This window comes from Rhodococcus sp. C26F (assembly GCF_053345925.1).
In genome coordinates, this window is record NZ_JBKFBA010000065.1 from 1 (window position 1) to 16,403 (window position 16,403).

General features: G+C 65.2%; 18 protein-coding genes. All 18 read left to right on the forward strand.

All coding sequences use genetic code 11. The annotated features are described in order from the left end of the window. The first annotated feature begins 24 nt into the window (after positions 1-24). Positions 25-858 carry a hypothetical protein gene (locus ACLBYD_RS29015; protein ID WP_447819152.1) on the forward strand — a complete coding sequence of 278 codons (834 nt, stop codon included), beginning with the start codon at positions 25-27 and terminating at the stop codon, positions 856-858. Continuing rightward, complete coding sequence (locus ACLBYD_RS29020) at positions 851-6,805, forward strand: aggregation-promoting factor C-terminal-like domain-containing protein (RefSeq protein ID WP_447819153.1); 5,955 nt, start codon at positions 851-853, stop codon at positions 6,803-6,805. Before ACLBYD_RS29015 ends, ACLBYD_RS29020 begins: the two co-directional genes overlap by 8 nt. Beyond that, positions 6,802-7,629 (forward strand): hypothetical protein, encoded by an 828-nt coding sequence (locus ACLBYD_RS29025; protein ID WP_447819154.1) that lies wholly within the window; start codon positions 6,802-6,804, stop codon positions 7,627-7,629. The genes ACLBYD_RS29020 and ACLBYD_RS29025 overlap by 4 nt, the downstream gene beginning before the upstream one ends. A 6-nt stretch (positions 7,630-7,635) precedes the next feature. Beyond that, a complete protein-coding gene (locus ACLBYD_RS29030; RefSeq protein ID WP_447819155.1) occupies positions 7,636-9,213 on the forward strand; it encodes a Gp37-like protein in 1,578 nt (525 codons plus the stop codon). Between the two features lie 14 nt (positions 9,214-9,227). Beyond that, entirely contained in the window at positions 9,228-9,629 is a 402-nt protein-coding gene (locus tag ACLBYD_RS29035; RefSeq protein ID WP_447819156.1) for a phage gene 29 protein family protein, read from the forward strand. Positions 9,630-9,631: 2 nt separating this feature from the next. Beyond that, the gene (locus tag ACLBYD_RS29040) at positions 9,632-10,243 is read left to right on the forward strand and encodes a M15 family metallopeptidase (RefSeq protein ID WP_447819157.1); all 612 of its coding nucleotides are present in this window, start codon (positions 9,632-9,634) and stop codon (positions 10,241-10,243) included. Beyond that, complete coding sequence (locus ACLBYD_RS29045; protein ID WP_447819158.1) at positions 10,240-11,145, forward strand: hypothetical protein; 906 nt, start codon at positions 10,240-10,242, stop codon at positions 11,143-11,145. Before ACLBYD_RS29040 ends, ACLBYD_RS29045 begins: the two co-directional genes overlap by 4 nt. After that, complete coding sequence (locus ACLBYD_RS29050; RefSeq protein WP_447819159.1) at positions 11,145-11,579, forward strand: hypothetical protein; 435 nt, start codon at positions 11,145-11,147, stop codon at positions 11,577-11,579. Before ACLBYD_RS29045 ends, ACLBYD_RS29050 begins: the two co-directional genes overlap by 1 nt. Before the next feature lie 3 nt (positions 11,580-11,582). Next, complete coding sequence (locus ACLBYD_RS29055; RefSeq protein ID WP_447819160.1) at positions 11,583-11,867, forward strand: hypothetical protein; 285 nt, start codon at positions 11,583-11,585, stop codon at positions 11,865-11,867. Beyond that, positions 11,864-12,076 carry a DUF7620 family protein gene (locus tag ACLBYD_RS29060; RefSeq protein WP_447819161.1) on the forward strand — a complete coding sequence of 71 codons (213 nt, stop codon included), beginning with the start codon at positions 11,864-11,866 and terminating at the stop codon, positions 12,074-12,076. Before ACLBYD_RS29055 ends, ACLBYD_RS29060 begins: the two co-directional genes overlap by 4 nt. Further along, positions 11,974-12,435, forward strand: coding sequence for a putative phage holin (locus ACLBYD_RS29065; RefSeq protein WP_447819162.1), 462 nt, complete (start codon positions 11,974-11,976; stop codon positions 12,433-12,435). The genes ACLBYD_RS29060 and ACLBYD_RS29065 overlap by 103 nt, the downstream gene beginning before the upstream one ends. Then, positions 12,422-13,429, forward strand: a complete 1,008-nt coding sequence (locus tag ACLBYD_RS29070) for a glycine-rich domain-containing protein (RefSeq protein WP_447819163.1) — start codon at positions 12,422-12,424, stop codon at positions 13,427-13,429. Before ACLBYD_RS29065 ends, ACLBYD_RS29070 begins: the two co-directional genes overlap by 14 nt. A 9-nt stretch (positions 13,430-13,438) precedes the next feature. Beyond that, the gene (locus ACLBYD_RS29075) at positions 13,439-13,714 is read left to right on the forward strand and encodes a hypothetical protein (protein WP_447819164.1); all 276 of its coding nucleotides are present in this window, start codon (positions 13,439-13,441) and stop codon (positions 13,712-13,714) included. Position 13,715: 1 nt separating this feature from the next. Further along, entirely contained in the window at positions 13,716-14,027 is a 312-nt protein-coding gene (locus tag ACLBYD_RS29080; protein WP_447819165.1) for a hypothetical protein, read from the forward strand. Next, on the forward strand, positions 14,024-15,298 hold the full coding sequence (locus ACLBYD_RS29085; RefSeq protein WP_447819166.1) for a phage upper tail fiber protein: 1,275 nt from the start codon (positions 14,024-14,026) through the stop codon (positions 15,296-15,298). The genes ACLBYD_RS29080 and ACLBYD_RS29085 overlap by 4 nt, the downstream gene beginning before the upstream one ends. Before the next feature lies 1 nt (position 15,299). Continuing rightward, on the forward strand, positions 15,300-15,800 hold the full coding sequence (locus ACLBYD_RS29090; protein ID WP_447819167.1) for a hypothetical protein: 501 nt from the start codon (positions 15,300-15,302) through the stop codon (positions 15,798-15,800). A gap of 11 nt (positions 15,801-15,811) precedes the next feature. Further along, positions 15,812-16,063, forward strand: coding sequence for a hypothetical protein (locus ACLBYD_RS29095; protein ID WP_447819168.1), 252 nt, complete (start codon positions 15,812-15,814; stop codon positions 16,061-16,063). Positions 16,064-16,066: 3 nt separating this feature from the next. Continuing rightward, a partial coding sequence (locus ACLBYD_RS29100) for a hypothetical protein (RefSeq protein WP_447819169.1) occupies positions 16,067-16,403 on the forward strand: 337 nt, incomplete at its 3' end.

Sequence of the window (16,403 nt, forward strand, 5' to 3'; positions counted from 1 at the left end):
CGCCGCAGCGGTCGCCGCTGATAGATGCGCGACGACAACGGGTCGACGGCCTCCTTCTTTCGGGTACTCCTGGGTGAGGCTGTCGGCCCGTTCGTCTTGTCTCTGGACGAAGACGACGAGGACGGACCCGAGCTCGTCATCGAGGCACCCGACTCCACCGATGTCGCCGACCTCGACACCACCGTCTCCGTCCACGACCAGCTCGATCTCCTCGTCGGGGACGAGCTGGCCGATGTCATCCTCGACCATTACGCCCGCCGGCCGTTCTCCGAACTTGCCGACCTCGTCGACGACATCCGCGAACACTTCGGGATCCTCGTCCCACCGGACACCGGATGGGCGTATCTGGTCGACGAGATCGACCGCTACGGCGACGCCATCGAAAAGGATCTGTTCGCCATGCCCGGCGACGAGCGGCTCTACGACTGGGTCCGCGACCATCTGAACAATCCGTGGAACCGGTTGCTCCGGCTCCTGCCGGCACTGCCCGAGGGCGGTTGGTACCACGCCGCGATCGCCAACGACGACGAGCGTGCTCAGAAGATCCTCGAGATGGAACAGCGCGGCGAACTGCCGCCGCCGTCCAAACGTCCGTCGTTGGTGGGGTGGACATCCGAAAAGGCTTTGCTCACCAGCATTCTCGACTCCTCACGCCAAACCGCTCACGGCGTGTGGGCTGCGTCGCCGAAGTTCAAGGGCAAGGGCGGCAAGCCGCCGCGGCCATTACCTCGCCCGCAGACTGCGCGCGATCGCGTCGAAGAGTTCCAGGCCCTCGTCGAGCACGACGACATCGCCTCACAGCTCCTCGGCAGCCGCTACACGCGGCGCTACACCCCACCGGAGGTAAACGATGGCTGACCTGCAGGGTGGACAGACCTACATCAACGTCTTGCCCTCGATGTCCGGCTACTTCAAGCGGGTCCGGTCGGAGATCAAGAGCCACCCGGTCGACCACAAGATCGACGTCGAGGTCGATCAGCGCAGGCTTGCCAAGGCGAAGGCCGACCTGGACAGCGCCACGAAATCTGCGGCCGATGCCCGGCGCAAGGAAGCGGCCGCGACGAAGGAAACCGCCGACGCCGAACTGCAGCTGCAGTCCCTGCGCACCAAGGGTGTCACCGACGCCAAGCGGCTCGCGGACGCCGAGGCGAAGGTCGTCAAGGCCAAACGGGACAGCCATGCCGCTGCCGCAGCGCTCAATGCGGCCGAGTCGAAGCGTACGACCGCCGCGAACCGTGTCGTGCACATCGAGACCCGGATCGACGACAAGCGCGCCGACGCCGACAGCGCCTCGTTCCTGCAGCGGCTGACCGGCCGCTTCGGGGCCGGCGGACGGGCCGCCGGTGCGCAGTTCGCCAGCGGCGTCACCGCGGGCATGAACTCGCGTGCTCGAGGCAACGAAGAGGGGCGCAGTTTCGCAGCCGGATTCGTCTCCGCCATCGGCAACGGCATGCGCCTGGCTGCCTCGGGGTTCTCGTTCATCAGCGACGCGGCGGGATCGGTTGTCCGTAACGTCGGCACGGCCGCGACCGTCATCGGCCTGGCGGCCCGTGTCCTGAAGTCCTTCAGCATGGGGCTGCTCGTGAGCACCTCGCTGCTCAAGGCGATGACCGGTGTCGGTGTAGCCAAGCTGGCGGGTGCGTTGCGCCTCGCGGCAGCTGCCGCCGGCATCCTGGCTCGCGACATCGGCCGGGTGACCGCTGCCCTGATGGTGATGGCCGCGGCAGCCAAGCTGGTCGGCATCCTCACCCGTATCGGCCGTGCCCTCGGCATGATCACCGTGGGGTCCGCGGCGGCGCTCGGTGCCGTGTCGGCGCTCGGTTCGGTCGTCGGCTCGTTCATGGCCGGCCCGATGATCTCGGGCCTGACGTCGATCGCAGCTGCGATGGGCACCGTTGCGGCTGCTGCGGCAGGCATCCTCGGCCCCGCCATCGGCGTGGCGAAGTTGGCGTTCGCGGGACTGTCCGAAGGTGCGAAGGCATGGACCGACTCGCAGAAGAACGTCGGTGCCACCGCATCGAAGAGCGCCTCGTCGCTCAAGGCCGTCGAGAACGCGAAGAAGTCGCAGGCCCGCACTGCCGAGCAGGGCAACCGGCAGATCGTCTCTGCCGAGAAGCAGGTCGTCAAGGCGCAGGAGGCGGTCAAGGAAGCTCAGGACGAGGTCAACGAGGCTCGACAGGAGGCCAAGCGCGACGCTGAAGGTTACGCGCGGACCCTCGCCGGTCTGGCTCTCGACGAGGAGGGCGCCGCACTGGCGCTGGCCGAAGCCGAGAAGACCCTGCGCGAGACGCGTGCGGATCCGGATGCGGATGGGCTCGATCGGTGGCGTGCCGAACTCGGTGTCCGTGAGGCGAAGCAAGCGTACGAGGAGATCAAGGCTACAGCCAAGCAGGAACGTGCCGAGATCGCCGACGCGCAGGCCAAGGGCATCGAAGGATCTGACCGGGTCGTCGAGGCCAAGGAACGCGAGGCCGATGCGAACGAGCAGCTCAAGGACGCTCAGGCCGACCTGACGCAGACGCAGAAGGACGTGGCCCAGGCCAATGCCGACGCCGCTGAGGCTGTTGCCGACGCGTACGAGAGCATGGCGGAGGCGGCGGAGTCCTCGGCCTCCTCGATCGATCCGTTCGCGGCGAAGATCGGACAGCGGCTCGCACCACTCCTGGAGGCGTTCAAGAATCTTCGGGAGAACATCACCGATCAGTTCAGCCTGGCAATGGTCGACTCGTTCTCCGTACTCGGGGGACTGCTCGATCGGCTCTCACCGAACCTCGGCATCCTGGCGACCACGCTCGGCACCATCGGCTCGCAGATCGCCACGTCGATCTCGAGTCCGGCCGCGGTGGCTGGTTGGGATCGGATGATCACCGGCTCGAACACCTTCTTCCAGAGCCTTGCGCAGGGCGAGAACGGTTTGGGTTCGGTGTTTTCCGGCCTGATCAGCGTTCTCGGAACGGCGGCGCAGACGTTCGCGCACACGGGTCAGTCGATCAACGACTGGCTGCTGGGCATCGGCGACAAGCTGCGCAACATCACCGCGGACGATCTGCGGGCCTCGCTCGACGGCGTCCGGCAGACGTTCGAGAACATCGGCAACGTCGTCGGACCCGTGTTCGAACTCATCCGTGGGTTCGGTGCGGAATCGGCGGCCGGTCTGGCCCCCGGCTTCGCGGCCATGGGGCAGGCCATCCAGGACTCGATCCCCGGACTCATGGACATGGCGCGGGTGCTGATGCCGGCCCTCGGTGAGGCCCTGGCCAACCTCGCACCGGCGCTGCCCGCCCTCGTGGCGGCGTTCTCGCCGTGGGCGGAGATCCTCGCGGTGCTGGCGCCGCACCTGGCGACCATCATCACGAAGCTCGCGCCGATGGCACCGATCCTGCTCGCCGTCGTCGGTGTGGTGAAGGTGGCCGCCGTGACGATGACACTGTGGAACGCGGCGATGTTCGCCTCGTCCGTGGCGCAGGGTGTGTTCATCGCCGCGACCGGACGCTCGACAACGAGCATCCGCCGCAACACGATCGCGCTGGCCGCCTACAGGGCGGCCCTGATCGCCGGTGCGATCGCTCAGGGTGCGCTCAACGCGGTGATGAGCGCGAATCCGATCGCGCTCATCCTGATCGCGATCGCTGCCCTTGTGGCCGGCCTGGTGTGGTTCTTCACCCAAACCGAGACCGGGAAGCGGATCTGGGAGTCGGTGTGGAACGGAATCAAGTCGGCGCTCGCGTCGGCGTGGGAGTTTATCAAGGGTGCGCTCGACGGGATCGGGTCGGCGTTCACGTGGTTGTGGGAGGAGGCGATCCGCCCGGCGTTCACGAAGATCGGTGAGATCTTCTCGTGGCTGTACGAGAACATAGTGCAGCCGGTGTTCACCGCCATCAAGGTTGCGCTCGCCGTAGTCGCTGTCGCCTTCATGCTCCTGTGGGAGGGCATCAAGCTCTACGTCGAGATGATGGGCAACATCATCTCCTGGCTGTGGAACACGATCGCGAAGCCGGTGTGGGAGCTGATGAAGGCCGGGCTGCAGGCACTCGGTGACTTCTTCTCCTGGGTGTGGAACTCGCTGATCAAACCGGCGTGGGAGGCCCTCGGGAACGGACTCAAGTGGGTTTATGACACCATCCTGCAGCCGTTGTGGGACCGCTTCGTTCGTGGTCTGCAGAACATCGGTGACTTCTTCGTGTGGGTGTGGAACTCGCTGATCAAACCCGCGTGGGACGCGCTCGGTGCCGGACTGTCCTGGGTGTACGACACCATCCTGAAGCCGCTGTGGGACCGCTTTATTCGTGGTCTGCAGAACATCGGCGACTTCTTCGTCAAGGTATGGAACGAGTACATCAAGCCCGCGTGGGACGCTCTCGGCAACGGAATCAACTGGGTCTGGGAGAACGTCATCAAGAAGGCCTGGGACGCCATGACCGGCGCCCTCGGCAAGGTCCGCGACTTCTTCTCCGAGGTCGTCAAGGGCATCGGCGACAAGTGGAACAGCCTCAAGGCCACCCTCGCGAAGCCGATCAACTTCCTGATCAACACGGTCTGGAACCAGGGAATCATGGAGGCGTGGAACAAGGTCGCGGGTCTTCTCGGCCTCGGTGAAGCGCAACCACTCAACGGCATCCCTGAGCACGCCACCGGTGGTGCTATCCGTGGTCCCGGGTCCGGCACGTCCGACGACGTGCTGATGTGGGGCTCGAACGGCGAGCACATGGTCACCGCTCTCGAGGTGCTCAAGGCCGGCGGCCACAACGTGCTCTACGCCATCCGCGACATGATCGCCCGCGGTATCCCGTTCTCGTGGGACAACGGCCGACTCGTGTCCGAGGTGGGTCGCGACAACCTCAGCCGCTACGGCGCCCAGGTGGCGGCGAAGGGGCTGGGCAACGTCAACCCGCAGGGCATGTTCGACCGATTCCTACCCGGCTACAAGGACGGCGGCGAGATCCGCCCGATGTGGCAGACGCAGCTCGAGAACGGCCACCGTGCCGCCAAGAGCCGCAACGGCAACCCCTACACCTGGGGGTTCGAGGACTGCTCGGGATACATGTCCGCGATCGCCGACGCCATCATCAACGGCGGCAACGGCGTGTGGAAGTGGGCAACGGGATCGTTCCCCGGTGGACAGCCGTGGAAGCCGGGTCTCGGTGTCGGCTTCTCAGTGGGCGTGCACGACGATCCGGGTGGTCCGGGCGGTGGGCACACCGCCGGCACCCTCACCGGTGTCGGCCCGTACTCGACGGTCAACGTCGAGTCTGGCGGTGGTCACGGCTACGTCGCCTACGGTGGCCCCGCAGCTGGTGCCGACAGTCCGCAGTTCGCGGGTAAGAGGCCGGGCCTGTTTCACCTGGCGATCGGGGCGGACGGTGCGTTCGAGTCGGCCGGGCCCGGTGGCGGTCCGTCGCCGGAGGGCAAGCAGTCGTGGCTACAGCAGAAGATCGCTGGAGTCTTCGACTTCTTCCTGAACCCGATCAAGGCTGGTATCGGTGCCGCAATCGGAACGCCTCCGCCCGCATGGGTCGGCGTTCCTCCGGCCTACCTGGACAAGGGCCGCGACCTGACGTCGACGTTCCTGTCCGACAAGGTGGCCGGGCTGGGGGATCTTCTCGGGTCGGTGTGGGACAAGGCCAAGAGCATCGGTGGCCTGTTCCGCGACAAGGGCGGGTGGATCCCGAATGGGCTTTCGATCGTCCGCAACGAGACCGGGCGACCGGAGGCGGTGCTGAACTGGGATCAGATCAAGCTCATCAAGGATTTGCTCCTGGGCGGCGATATCGCTGGGGCACTGTCTGCGATGGGCATGATGAACAACGCTCCTGCAGCGGAGTCCACTCCGGCAGCGGACTACAGCCAGTACGGATACGAGCAGGACAAGGTCGAGGTCGGTCCGGCGGCTGCCGCGAAGTATGCGGCAGAGATCGACTGGCTCGGCGTCGGCGCGCAGATCGGTACCTCACTGCTCGCAGAGTGGGGCAACGATCTGCTCGGCATGGCGGGGTTCTCGAGCCAGTTCGAAGGTCTGAACCTGGTCGACGACCGGGGTCGGGGCCGCTCGGACGAAGCCCAGGCTCGTAACGAGGCCACGTACGACGACTACAAGACCGACACGCAGCCACCGGCCTCGACCGAGTCCACGGGGACCACCGAAACCACGGTGAAAGCCCCGAAGTCGGTGGAGGCACCGTCTCAGCCCGAGTCGGTTGTTGACGCGGTCAAGCGGGCGTTCGCGCCGTACGGCTGGAACGAAGGAGAGCAGTGGGCCGCGGCCGACTGGATCATCGGGAAGGAATCGAGCTGGAATCCGCTCGCGCGCAACCCGTCCAGTGGTGCGTTCAGTCTGTTCCAGTTCCTCGGGTCGACGAAGGATCAGTACCTGCCGGATGAAAGTCCGGATCCGTACATCCAGGGGCAGGCCGGCGCGAAGTACATCCGCGACCGGTACGGCGATCCGATCCGGGCGAAGTCGTTCTGGGAGAAGAACGGCTACTACGACCAGGGCGGTATCGCATCCGGCCGCGGCTTCATGCTCAAGGACGTCATCCGTCCCGAGCGTGTGCTCTCGCCGCGGCAGACGGAAGCGTTTGAGGACCTGATCCCGATGCTCGACCGCGTCCAGTCGGCAGCCTCGGCACCGCGTGAAGCGATGTCCTCGGCCGACCGGTCGGCACTCGAGCTGGCTCCGGTCGGCGGCGGCGACAACTGGAACTTCAACGGTGAGTTGTCGCCGGCAATGAGGAGGGAGATCGAGATTATGTTCAACCAGCGTGAACGCGGCCGCGGCCGCAGCTCCGAGTCGAGGACTCGACGGTGATCGACTCGATCAGCATGGTCGGATGGGACGGGTCGCGGCACAACTACGGCGGCCCGTCCCGCACCGCGCAGGACTCCTGGATCCAGGGCGGTCTCGATGGTCTCTGGGTTCCTGTGCCGCGCACCCCGACCCGCACCTCCCGGGCATACCAGCACGGTTCGACACCGAGGGTCACGAAGATCGAGGAACGTCTCCTCGACTTCCAGCTGCGGATCGAAGGCCGCACCCGTCACGACTTCGAACGCGAGTTCGCGGCGCAGATGGCGGTGTGGTCATTCGACCACGACAACGAGGTCACCACAAGGACCTCGCACGGTCGACGCACGATCCGGCTTCGGCTCGACCGTGATCCGAAGATCGTCGGCCGGATGTCGATGCAGACCACCCGTATCGACGTCGAGATGGTCGCGGTCGCGTGCTGGCCGTACCTGACGTCCGGGACGAAGGTCATCAAGTGGGAGCCCGGCGTCGGGTCGCACGTGGGGACCTTCCCGGTGTCGAACATGACCGACGTGCCGCTGTGGCTCAAGTTCGAAGGCACACCGGCCGAGAAATGGCTGCTGCCGGACGGCCTGTCGGGGCGGATGGTGCCGATCCCACCCCAGACGAAGGGCTGGCGGGTGCAGACCCGTCAGGACTTCCAGACCCTCCGCGCGGCCGGCGCTGGGTTCGAGGTGTGGAAGGCGATGCGGGGCGTGAGCTTCCTGTACGAGATCCCGCCGCGCACCTTGCATGCTGATCTGCCGGTTGAGGTTCAGGGATCCGCGGTGCCGGCCGAACTGCGGATCCATATGCCGCGCTATCACGAGATGCCCTGGGGGTGAGTGCCTGTGAGATACGACCTCGATGCTGACCTCGCGGCGATCGACGCCCAGGAGTATGAGGAGGCTGCGCTCGCACTGCTCCGGACCCGGGTCACCATCCACGACCGGAACCTCGAGCTCGTCGGGGACGTCGACGGTGAGTACGACGCCGACTGGGAAACGATGTGCAACGAGGTCGGCGAGGCGTCGGTCGCGCTCGACGGCGAGGACGATCTCGCTCACTGGGCCATCGACGCCCAGCGTCTCGAGCAGGACATGTTCCTGGTGTTCCGGGCGCCGTGGAAGAAGGCGTGCTTCAAGGTCTTCGACATCGAGTACGACGAGGACGAGCACGGCAACGCGATCGTCCGGCTGATGGCCCTGCACATCCTCGACGAGATGAAGCACCTGCAGTGCTGGCCCAACACCTTCGCCCCGCTGGCAGTGCAGGCACCGAAGATCGACTTTCAATGGGGCAACTCGATCAAAGTCTGCAAGGGATACGCCCACCGGAACCTGCTGCGCGAGCAGCAACCCGGATGGATCCCCGGCTTCGACATCTGGGATGCGTCGAACTGGCGGGCCAACTTCGACAACGCCAAGTGGCCGATGGTGATGGTCCCGTACATCGCCGAACGTGACGGTGTCGGCCCGTGGTGTGCGCTCGGCTCCCGCATGGACGACTACTGGGAACTCGTCCACCCGACGCTCGAGGACGGCGGACTGCAACTGACCGCCGAACTGTGGGAGCCGGGAGACCCGCAACCGTGCCCGTCGCACTTCATCCTCGACCGTCCGACGATGGTGTTCGACATCAAGAAACGCGCCACGATCCCCGGCATCACCGGCACGATCCTCGACCCGATCCGGGACCTGCTCCGCATCTTCGGATCCGACGGCACCTCCGATACGGTCACCATCGCCGATCCGAACGACGACCCCGACAACACGGACCCGAACGGACCATGGGTCATCCTCCGGCGCGGCCAACACCGCGGGCTGAAATCGAAGATGGTCATCCACAAGCCGATCGAGCACACGATCATGACCGGCGGAAAGTCACCGGATGCCATCAACCAGGGCGCAAAGCTGCTCTCGAACATCCTGCTCGGGTTGCTCGGCACGCTCATCGGCATGCCGTGGCTGACCCTCGGCATCTTCGACAAGGCGGTCGAGGACGTCATCTTGGCGTGGGCGAGCCTGACCAACTACCAGCGCAAAGCGAACATGGGCCGATTCGCGCACAAGTCCGGCTTCGAGGCCGGCGGCGGTGTCGCAGTGTCGCCATCCGGTCTGCAGACCATTCGCGTCGGGCTGCACAAGGCTCGCGGCTACGTCAGCTTCGCCTCCGAGGTCGACGACGCGAACCCGTACCGGGTGGGCCTGCACATCGACGACGGACTGCGCGCCGGATTCGAGATCGGCGACCGTATCTGGCTCTCGCACATCGCCTCCGTTCGACAGTCCTGGTCACGGGACAACCCGGACCAGCCCTGGGAGATCAATGTCGGCGACTACCGATCCGACGAACTTGCCGGCACGCGAGCACTGCGCGGACTCGAAGCGATCAGCGGCGCACTGCGCCAGCACTCGAGCGCCATCTAGACCAGGAGGTCGAAGTGACACCCGAAGAACTGCAGAGGGCACTACCCGAAGGGATGCACCCGTACGCGTACGTGTTCATGCATCCCCCCACGAACGGGGAGATGTCGCCGCCGGCGACGTTCGATCCGGACGAGATCAACTCGCTCGCCAAGCACATCGAGAACCTCGGATTCCGGCCGGTTGAGGAATCCCGCAGTCGGTACGACCCGCCGATTACGGGTCCGATCCACCCGCACAACCCGGGGCAGTGGAACTCGACGAAGCGGCCGGCGCCGAACCGGCCGGACCCGTACGCGCACATCCGCGCCCAGCTCGCCGAGCTGCCGGCCACCGCGCTCGCCGAGATCCTCGAGGACCCCCGTGGCGAGGCGAGCGCCGTGTCCCGTGTCGACGACGTGAACGAAACGGAGACGTAGTCATGGGATTCCGAACCGTATATGGCCACTCGTGGTCCGAGAACGGCTGGCGAATGTGCAACCGCGACGAGTGCGATCGCATTTACATCCCCGGCGCGAACAACGACTACCTCGCGGCGATGATCGTCCGATCCGGCCCCGCCGAGGTCGTCCTGCGCGCCTGGGCCACCTGGTACCACCGCAACGTCGAACCCCTCGACCGATACCAGTCGGGCGTCGGTGACGACTGGGGTTGGTCGGCGACCAACGATGTCCCGAACTCCAATCACCTCTCCGGCACTGCGCTCGACTTCAACGCAACCCAGTACCCGTGGGGTCGCCGCGTGATGCCGGCCGATCGCATCGCCAAGGTGCGCGCGGGGCTCAAGCTCTTCCGAGGGTTCATCTTCTGGGGCGCCGACTGGTCCCGTGCCGACGAGATGCACTACCAGATCGGCGTGCCAGAGTTCGATCCCGACGGCGTGCCGAACCGTGCACTTGCCGCCTTTGCGAAGGAACTCAAAGAGGGTCACCTCGGTCTCCTCGCACCCGAACAGTCACCTGCACCGACAGCGGATCCGGACTCCGAGATCTGGCAGGACATCTGGGTCCAACTCACCGGAGGTGTGAAATGAGCGGAGTCTTCTGGGCCGACGTCAGCCACTACCAGAACGGCCCCATCGACGACAGCTACCCGCACCGGGTGTTCAGCTTCCGCACCAACAGCGGCGACATCCGCGACACCCTTGCGCACGAGAACGGGCGCCGCGCACGTGCAATGCTCGACGCCGGAAAGCTCGACCTCGTCATCCCGTACTACTTCTTCCGGCCTGGCCAGGCGAACTGTGATCTACACCGGGAGATCCTCAAGTCGTCCGACCTGTGGGGACATCCGAAGACCGCGACGATGGTCGACGTCGAGGACGCAGGACAGTACTTCAACGACGTCTCCGCCGAGGTCAACGACGAGATCGACCGGCTACGCGGCTGGTACGGCGATCCTCGCCGGGTGATCGGCTACTACAACCCGAATCCCGCGCCGAACCTGTGGCCACGGCGACCGGCTGATCTGAAACTGGTCGTGCCCCACTACGGCCGCAAGCCGGGAGACAGCTACGACTACCCCGGCCGGTTCGCGCACCAGTACAGCGACAGAGTCCCGTGCCCTCCATTCGGTGCGTGCGACGCCAACTTCACCGGCATGGACCTGCCGGAACTACTCGAGATGCTCGGCATCGAAGGAGGAACCGTGTCCGTTCCCGAGGACGTACAGAAGCAATTGCGAGGTCCGGAACTCGCAGGCTGGGATCAGCTCGGTGGGCGCTCGCTCGTCGACGCCGTCGCCGAGATCCTCAAGCAGCTGATCGGCCCCAACCCGTACTCGTTCGACGGCTGGCCGCAGATCAACAACCGAACGCTCGTCGACGCCGTGGCCCAGTCGCTCACGAATCAGGTTCGGATCGCGGACCGCCTGGACGTGATCCAGAAGCAGAACGACCGAATCATCGAGATGCTCACTCAGAAGGATGGAAAGTAATGACGCTCGCAGAGATCCGAAAAGGACTGATCGCCGTCCTGGGCGCGATCGTCGCGGTAGTCCCCCAGGTGCTCGCATCCCTGGCTGGGGTGATCCCCACCGAGTTGGCGTCCTGGCTGACCATCACCGCGTCGATCGCCACCGCAGTGCTCGTCTACTTGGTGCCGAACGAGAAGCGCGAAATGCTGCAGACTGTGCAGACCACCGTGACTGCTCCTGAACCTGCGATCGAGCAGATCAAGGAACGACTCCTGCGTGAGTCGAAAGCTGCTTTGGAGCGCGCATCACGGGAGTTTCGACCGGCGACGTCGGTGAGGATTGTTCCCGGCGGCGCCGGTGGTGGTGGCGGAGCTACGTCGTTCGGTATCCCGGTTCCGACCCCGGATCCGGAACCGCCGACGGATCCGTTCGTCGTGAATCCTGCCAAGGGGTAATCGGTGGAGGCACTCTTCATCGGAGCGGCATCCGAGGTTGGGCTTGGTGGACTGCTGACCATCGCGATTCTGCTCGTGATGTTCGGAGTGCTCGTTCCTCGACCCTTGCACAACGCAGCAATTCGAGATCGAGATCGACAGATCGAGGCACAGGGTCGACGCATCGAAAAGCTCGACGAACTGGTGCTCGACCAGTCGAAGCAGATCGGAGAGTTGATGGGGCACTCGAGACTTTCCCTCCATATCGCGGACGAGATCAAGAACGCGGCGACCGAGGAGCCAGCATGATCCGGTGGCCGTGGAGAAAGAAGCGCCGTCAGGACCCGGTCGAAGTGACGCGTGCCCAAGCGGAATTGGCATTGACAGAACAACAGCTCATGGAAGCGAAGGCGCGATGGACAGAGATCCACGATCTGTCGCAGAAGGTCGATACGGCGTTGAAAGTGAACGGTTTCGGTGCGGCGGCGTCGGCGGCGATGAGGCGGAGGCACGCGTGAGACGAATCATTTTGGCAGGAGCCGCGGTTGCGTGCGCCGCTGTCGTGATCGCGTTCGGACCCCAAACTGAGGCCCGGATCCTGCTCACGACGATGACCATCCTCGCCTGGCTATTCGTCGCCCTGTACGGATTCCGCTCACCGTGGCGCTCTACCGAGGCCGGCAAGACGTTGATGTACACCGCGGTCGCTCTCGGATTGATCGGGCTGCAACAGATTGCGTTCTGGTGGTTCGGCGACTATGCGTGGCGCAACGAAGTCCGATCGGCGACTGCCATCGTTCTGCTCCTGGCACTGTTGCACCGCCTGATCGTGTTGTGGGAATTCCAGCATGAGGAGGAGCGCGATGACATCGCCTGACGGATTCGTCCCCGGTAGCCCCAATACCGGTTGGGGCGACATGTCCGAGATGGCCGGCGAGTTCGTCCAGGGTGGATTGCTCGGGTGGGTGATCGATCTGGCGATCCAGTGGATCAACAACATGATCGCCTCATTGCTGGATGCCCTCGACGGTGTGACCGGCGGAATCTTCAATCTCGACGATATGGCGGACCGATTTCGCGGGACGGAGAAGAAGATCGAGAAGGAAGTCCCGCGTCTCGACAACCGCATCGACGAGATCATCATCGGCAACATGCAGGCCCAGCTCGCAACGTTCTCTGCGTCCGACACCTGGTACAAGCCCACCGACGCGAAGTACGTCATCGTCGACGTGCTCGGTGGAGCATCCGGTGGAGGCCGCGGAAACAACGGCGGCAACGGGGGATACGGCCGCGGCGGCCGTGGCGGATGGTCCGGAGGATGGGCACGCTACGAATTCGACGCGGCCGACCTCCCCTCCGAGGTCCCGATCATCGTCGGTTCCGGAGGTCAGGGGTCTCCGAACGACGGCGGTAATGGATCTTCAGGAGGGGAATCCTGGTTCGGCAACCTCGTCGGCGCCACAGGAGGCAACTCCATCGAGGCCAAGTATGGCGCCGCAGTGAACCCAGTTCATGACCGAACGTTCAAGATCCGTGGTGGCGCGGGAGCATCCCTCGCGATCGCGGGAGGCAATGGCATCCCCAAGCCTGGCGGCGATGGCCCATTCGCACCCGGTGCGCCGATCGCCAACGAACTCGCCCTCGGCGATAACGGCCTGTCCGGAACCAGTGCGAAGGTCGGGCAGATCGGCCCCGGCTCCGGAGGTTCCGGCGGCAACGGCAAGAACGGCGCCGGCAACGGCGGCCGCGGCGGCCATGGCGGTTGGCCGTCCGCTCCCGGTGGCGGCGGCGGGCACTACGAGATCGGATTCGCGGGCAACGGCGGCAATGGCGCAAGCGGCGCCGTGTACGTCACGACTCGTTTCTACTGAGAGGAAACCATGGGAACCGCAACAAAGATCGCTTCCGACGTCGGCGGATTCGCCGCGCCCGCAACGCTGTACCAGATCGACCCGCCGATGGCCGGCGCTGATCATCTGCTGATCTACACCCAACCGCGCATCGCCTCGAACGCGGCACAGGTGGTCGTGCTCCTCGCGAACGAGCACGGCGCCGTCGTGGGACGTGAGGTGCGCCCGCAGTCGGGATCGTATGTCTCGGCCGATCCGAGTGACGCGATGGCGCTGCAGTTGGCCGGCTACACGTTGGAGCAGTGAGATGGCTCTGGTCAGTGGCCGCTACCTGATCACCGCGGAGGACATGACGGTCGCATTGGCCGGCAATCCGGAAGACCTCTGGCTTCTGCATCAGGACGGCCACACCTCTACCGCCCGGGCGTCCGAGGTGCAGCAAATCGAAGGGTGGCCGCGGCCGTTGATCCGCGTCGACGGTGTGATGCGGCACGTCAATACCTTCCCTGGGGCCCTCGATGGGGCCGCCATGCTGCTCAACCGGATCATCGGCCGGTGGCTACCCGACCCTGCAGCGGAGCCCAAGAGTTCCGCCGTTGAAGCTGAGGGGGCACCATGACGCGCATCATCGGCACTGTCGCGGATATCGCTGACCGAAACGCCGACGGCATCCTCCGAGTCACCGCGCCGGCCACCCGCGAAGGTGCCAGCGGCAAGGTCATCGACCGGATCCCCGTGGAGATCTCCATCTCGAACGGCGTGATCGCCGCCAACGATCTCGATCCCGGTCCGGCGACACTCGTTCTCGATACCGGTGGGGCGGGATGGCAGGAGTTCGAGGTCGTCATTCCCGACCTCGACGAGGTGGGCCTGTGGGTTCTGCTGGAGTCTCAGGTCAAGTACGAACCCGCCGTTGTTTCCCAGGTGTACGAGGATCGGCTGAAAGCGGAGGCCGCGGCGCGTCTGGCAGAGGAAGTCGCCGCCGGAATCGGCGATGTGGCCGATGATGTGGCAGCAGTGGCCGCCGATCGAGCCGCGGTGGAAACGGCCCGCACCGTCGTGGAAGCCGCGGAAGCGACGGTCACGTCGGCGGAATCGACCGCAACGACCGCTGCGTCACAGGCAGGCTCGCATCGTCAGGTGGCGGAAACAGCGCGCGATGATGCAGTGGAGGCGCGGACGGGTGCGGTCGCGGCACGGGATGAGGCCGAAGACTTCCGGGCACTGTCCAGTGCGCTGGCGTTGACAGCTACTCAGAAGGCCGAGGAGGCCGAAGCCGCGGCTCTCGAGGCGGCAGGTTATGTCGGCTCGGTCGTCGACGGGGCGATCACCACCCCGAAGCTCGCCGAGGATGCGGTGACCTCGAGCAAACTTGCGCCAGCCGTCCGATCCGATCTGGCCGGCCGGGAACAGGCGGCGAACAAGGGGCAGGCGAACGGCTACGCCCCGCTCGACGCCGGCGCGAAGGTTCCCGCTGCGCATCTGCCGTCGTATGTCGACGATGTGGTCGAGTTCGCGAACCAGGCCGGGTTCCCGGCCTCGGGCGAGTCGGGCAAGATCTACACCGCCCTCGACACCAACCGAATCTACCGCTGGTCGGGATCGGCGTATGTGGAGATCAGCCCCTCTCCAGGTAGCACCGACGCGGTACCCGAGGGAGCAACGAATAAGTACTACACCGATGCTCGCGCCCGGGCCGCGGTCGCAGACGACATCGCGGCGAAGTACACCAAGCCCGCGTCCGGCATTCCGGCGTCGGATCTGGCGGTCGGACGGGTCGTCGGTTCGGTGAACGGTACCGCTACGAACCTGTCGATCTGGGTCGGTACCGAAGCGCAGTACACCGCGATCGGCACGAAGGATCCCAACACGCTCTACTTCAGGACCTGACATGGCAGGCCAATCACTCGGCGCCGCAGGTATCGCGAAGGTGGCGTTCGGCGCGTCCGAGGTGAAAAAGATCAGTCGCGGCGACGTTCTGGTCTGGCAGGCGATCACTCTCACACCACTCGGCATGGCCAAGGCCGGCAGCTTCGACGGAGGCGGATTCAACTCGACCAACCACGTCACCGGCTGGGCACCCGAGTCAGGAACGCCACCGGAACAGATCGTCGGCGACGAGTTGATCGTCAACGGAAACGGCAACATCACGGTCACTTTGTCGATGACCAGGTCGTCCACCTCCGGCACCGCCTCGACGTTTCAGTTGTTCCGGAACGGGGTGCAGGTCGCGACATCGGCGAGTCTGAGCTTCGACACGACGGGAACCTGTTCGTGGACAGGAGATGTCGTGGTCGGTGACCGATTCCGGGCCATTTGGTACAAGAACACAGCCAACGCACAGTCGATCACCGCAGGTTTCCTGCGGTATGTCGTGAACTCTGCGCAGTAAGGACGAACATCATGACTTCCCCCGATGTCACTGTCGAGGAGATCGTCGCCCGACTCCGCGCGCGCGGCTTCGGTGCGCCACCGCCCGACGCGTCGGTGAAACTCGAACACCTGGCGCCTGAAGTCCGAAACCAACTGGGCGGTGGCGGTGGCGGTGGGATCTTCCTCGACGCCGACGGAGTCCCCTACTTCGACACGACCGCCACTGGTGGCGGCTCTATTGCACTCGACGCTGACGGCGTCCCCTACGTGACGGGAGTCTGATTCATGACATCTCCAGGAACTCAGCCGGCGTCGAAGCGACTGGTCACCGAAGAGCGCGCTAATGCCACTTATGGGCTGAAGGCGGACGTCGATGCGAAACTCAGCAAGACCGAGGCCGCCTCGACATATGCCACCCCGAAGCGCGTCGGCGCGCTGGACGTGACCAACCTCGCCGGCCTCCGACGCTGGGGTGCAGCTCGAGGCAACGTACTCGCGGCACCCGTGGTCATCACGGTCGACGGAGACTCGATCTCGTGGGGTGTCGGTTCGGACGGCAACGCCGGAGAAACCCTCCCCGCAGTCGAGGCACAGCAGAACGCCTACAGGTCGGTCGGATGGG

What these genes read in the sequence shown, in the direction of transcription:
- ACLBYD_RS29020 (WP_447819153.1), top strand. Translation starts at nt 851, where the DNA reads ATGGCTGACCTGCAGGGTGGACAGACCTACATCAACGTCTTGCCCTCG.
- ACLBYD_RS29090 (WP_447819167.1), top strand. Translation starts at nt 15,300, where the DNA reads ATGGCAGGCCAATCACTCGGCGCCGCAGGTATCGCGAAGGTGGCGTTC.
- ACLBYD_RS29040 (WP_447819157.1), top strand. Translation starts at nt 9,632, where the DNA reads ATGGGATTCCGAACCGTATATGGCCACTCGTGGTCCGAGAACGGCTGG.
- ACLBYD_RS29070 (WP_447819163.1), top strand. Translation starts at nt 12,422, where the DNA reads ATGACATCGCCTGACGGATTCGTCCCCGGTAGCCCCAATACCGGTTGG.
- ACLBYD_RS29065 (WP_447819162.1), top strand. Translation starts at nt 11,974, where the DNA reads ATGGACAGAGATCCACGATCTGTCGCAGAAGGTCGATACGGCGTTGAA.
- ACLBYD_RS29075 (WP_447819164.1), top strand. Translation starts at nt 13,439, where the DNA reads ATGGGAACCGCAACAAAGATCGCTTCCGACGTCGGCGGATTCGCCGCG.
- ACLBYD_RS29080 (WP_447819165.1), top strand. Translation starts at nt 13,716, where the DNA reads ATGGCTCTGGTCAGTGGCCGCTACCTGATCACCGCGGAGGACATGACG.
- ACLBYD_RS29095 (WP_447819168.1), top strand. Translation starts at nt 15,812, where the DNA reads ATGACTTCCCCCGATGTCACTGTCGAGGAGATCGTCGCCCGACTCCGC.
- ACLBYD_RS29050 (WP_447819159.1), top strand. Translation starts at nt 11,145, where the DNA reads ATGACGCTCGCAGAGATCCGAAAAGGACTGATCGCCGTCCTGGGCGCG.
- ACLBYD_RS29015 (WP_447819152.1), top strand. Translation starts at nt 25, where the DNA reads ATGCGCGACGACAACGGGTCGACGGCCTCCTTCTTTCGGGTACTCCTG.
- ACLBYD_RS29060 (WP_447819161.1), top strand. Translation starts at nt 11,864, where the DNA reads ATGATCCGGTGGCCGTGGAGAAAGAAGCGCCGTCAGGACCCGGTCGAA.
- ACLBYD_RS29045 (WP_447819158.1), top strand. Translation starts at nt 10,240, where the DNA reads ATGAGCGGAGTCTTCTGGGCCGACGTCAGCCACTACCAGAACGGCCCC.
- ACLBYD_RS29085 (WP_447819166.1), top strand. Translation starts at nt 14,024, where the DNA reads ATGACGCGCATCATCGGCACTGTCGCGGATATCGCTGACCGAAACGCC.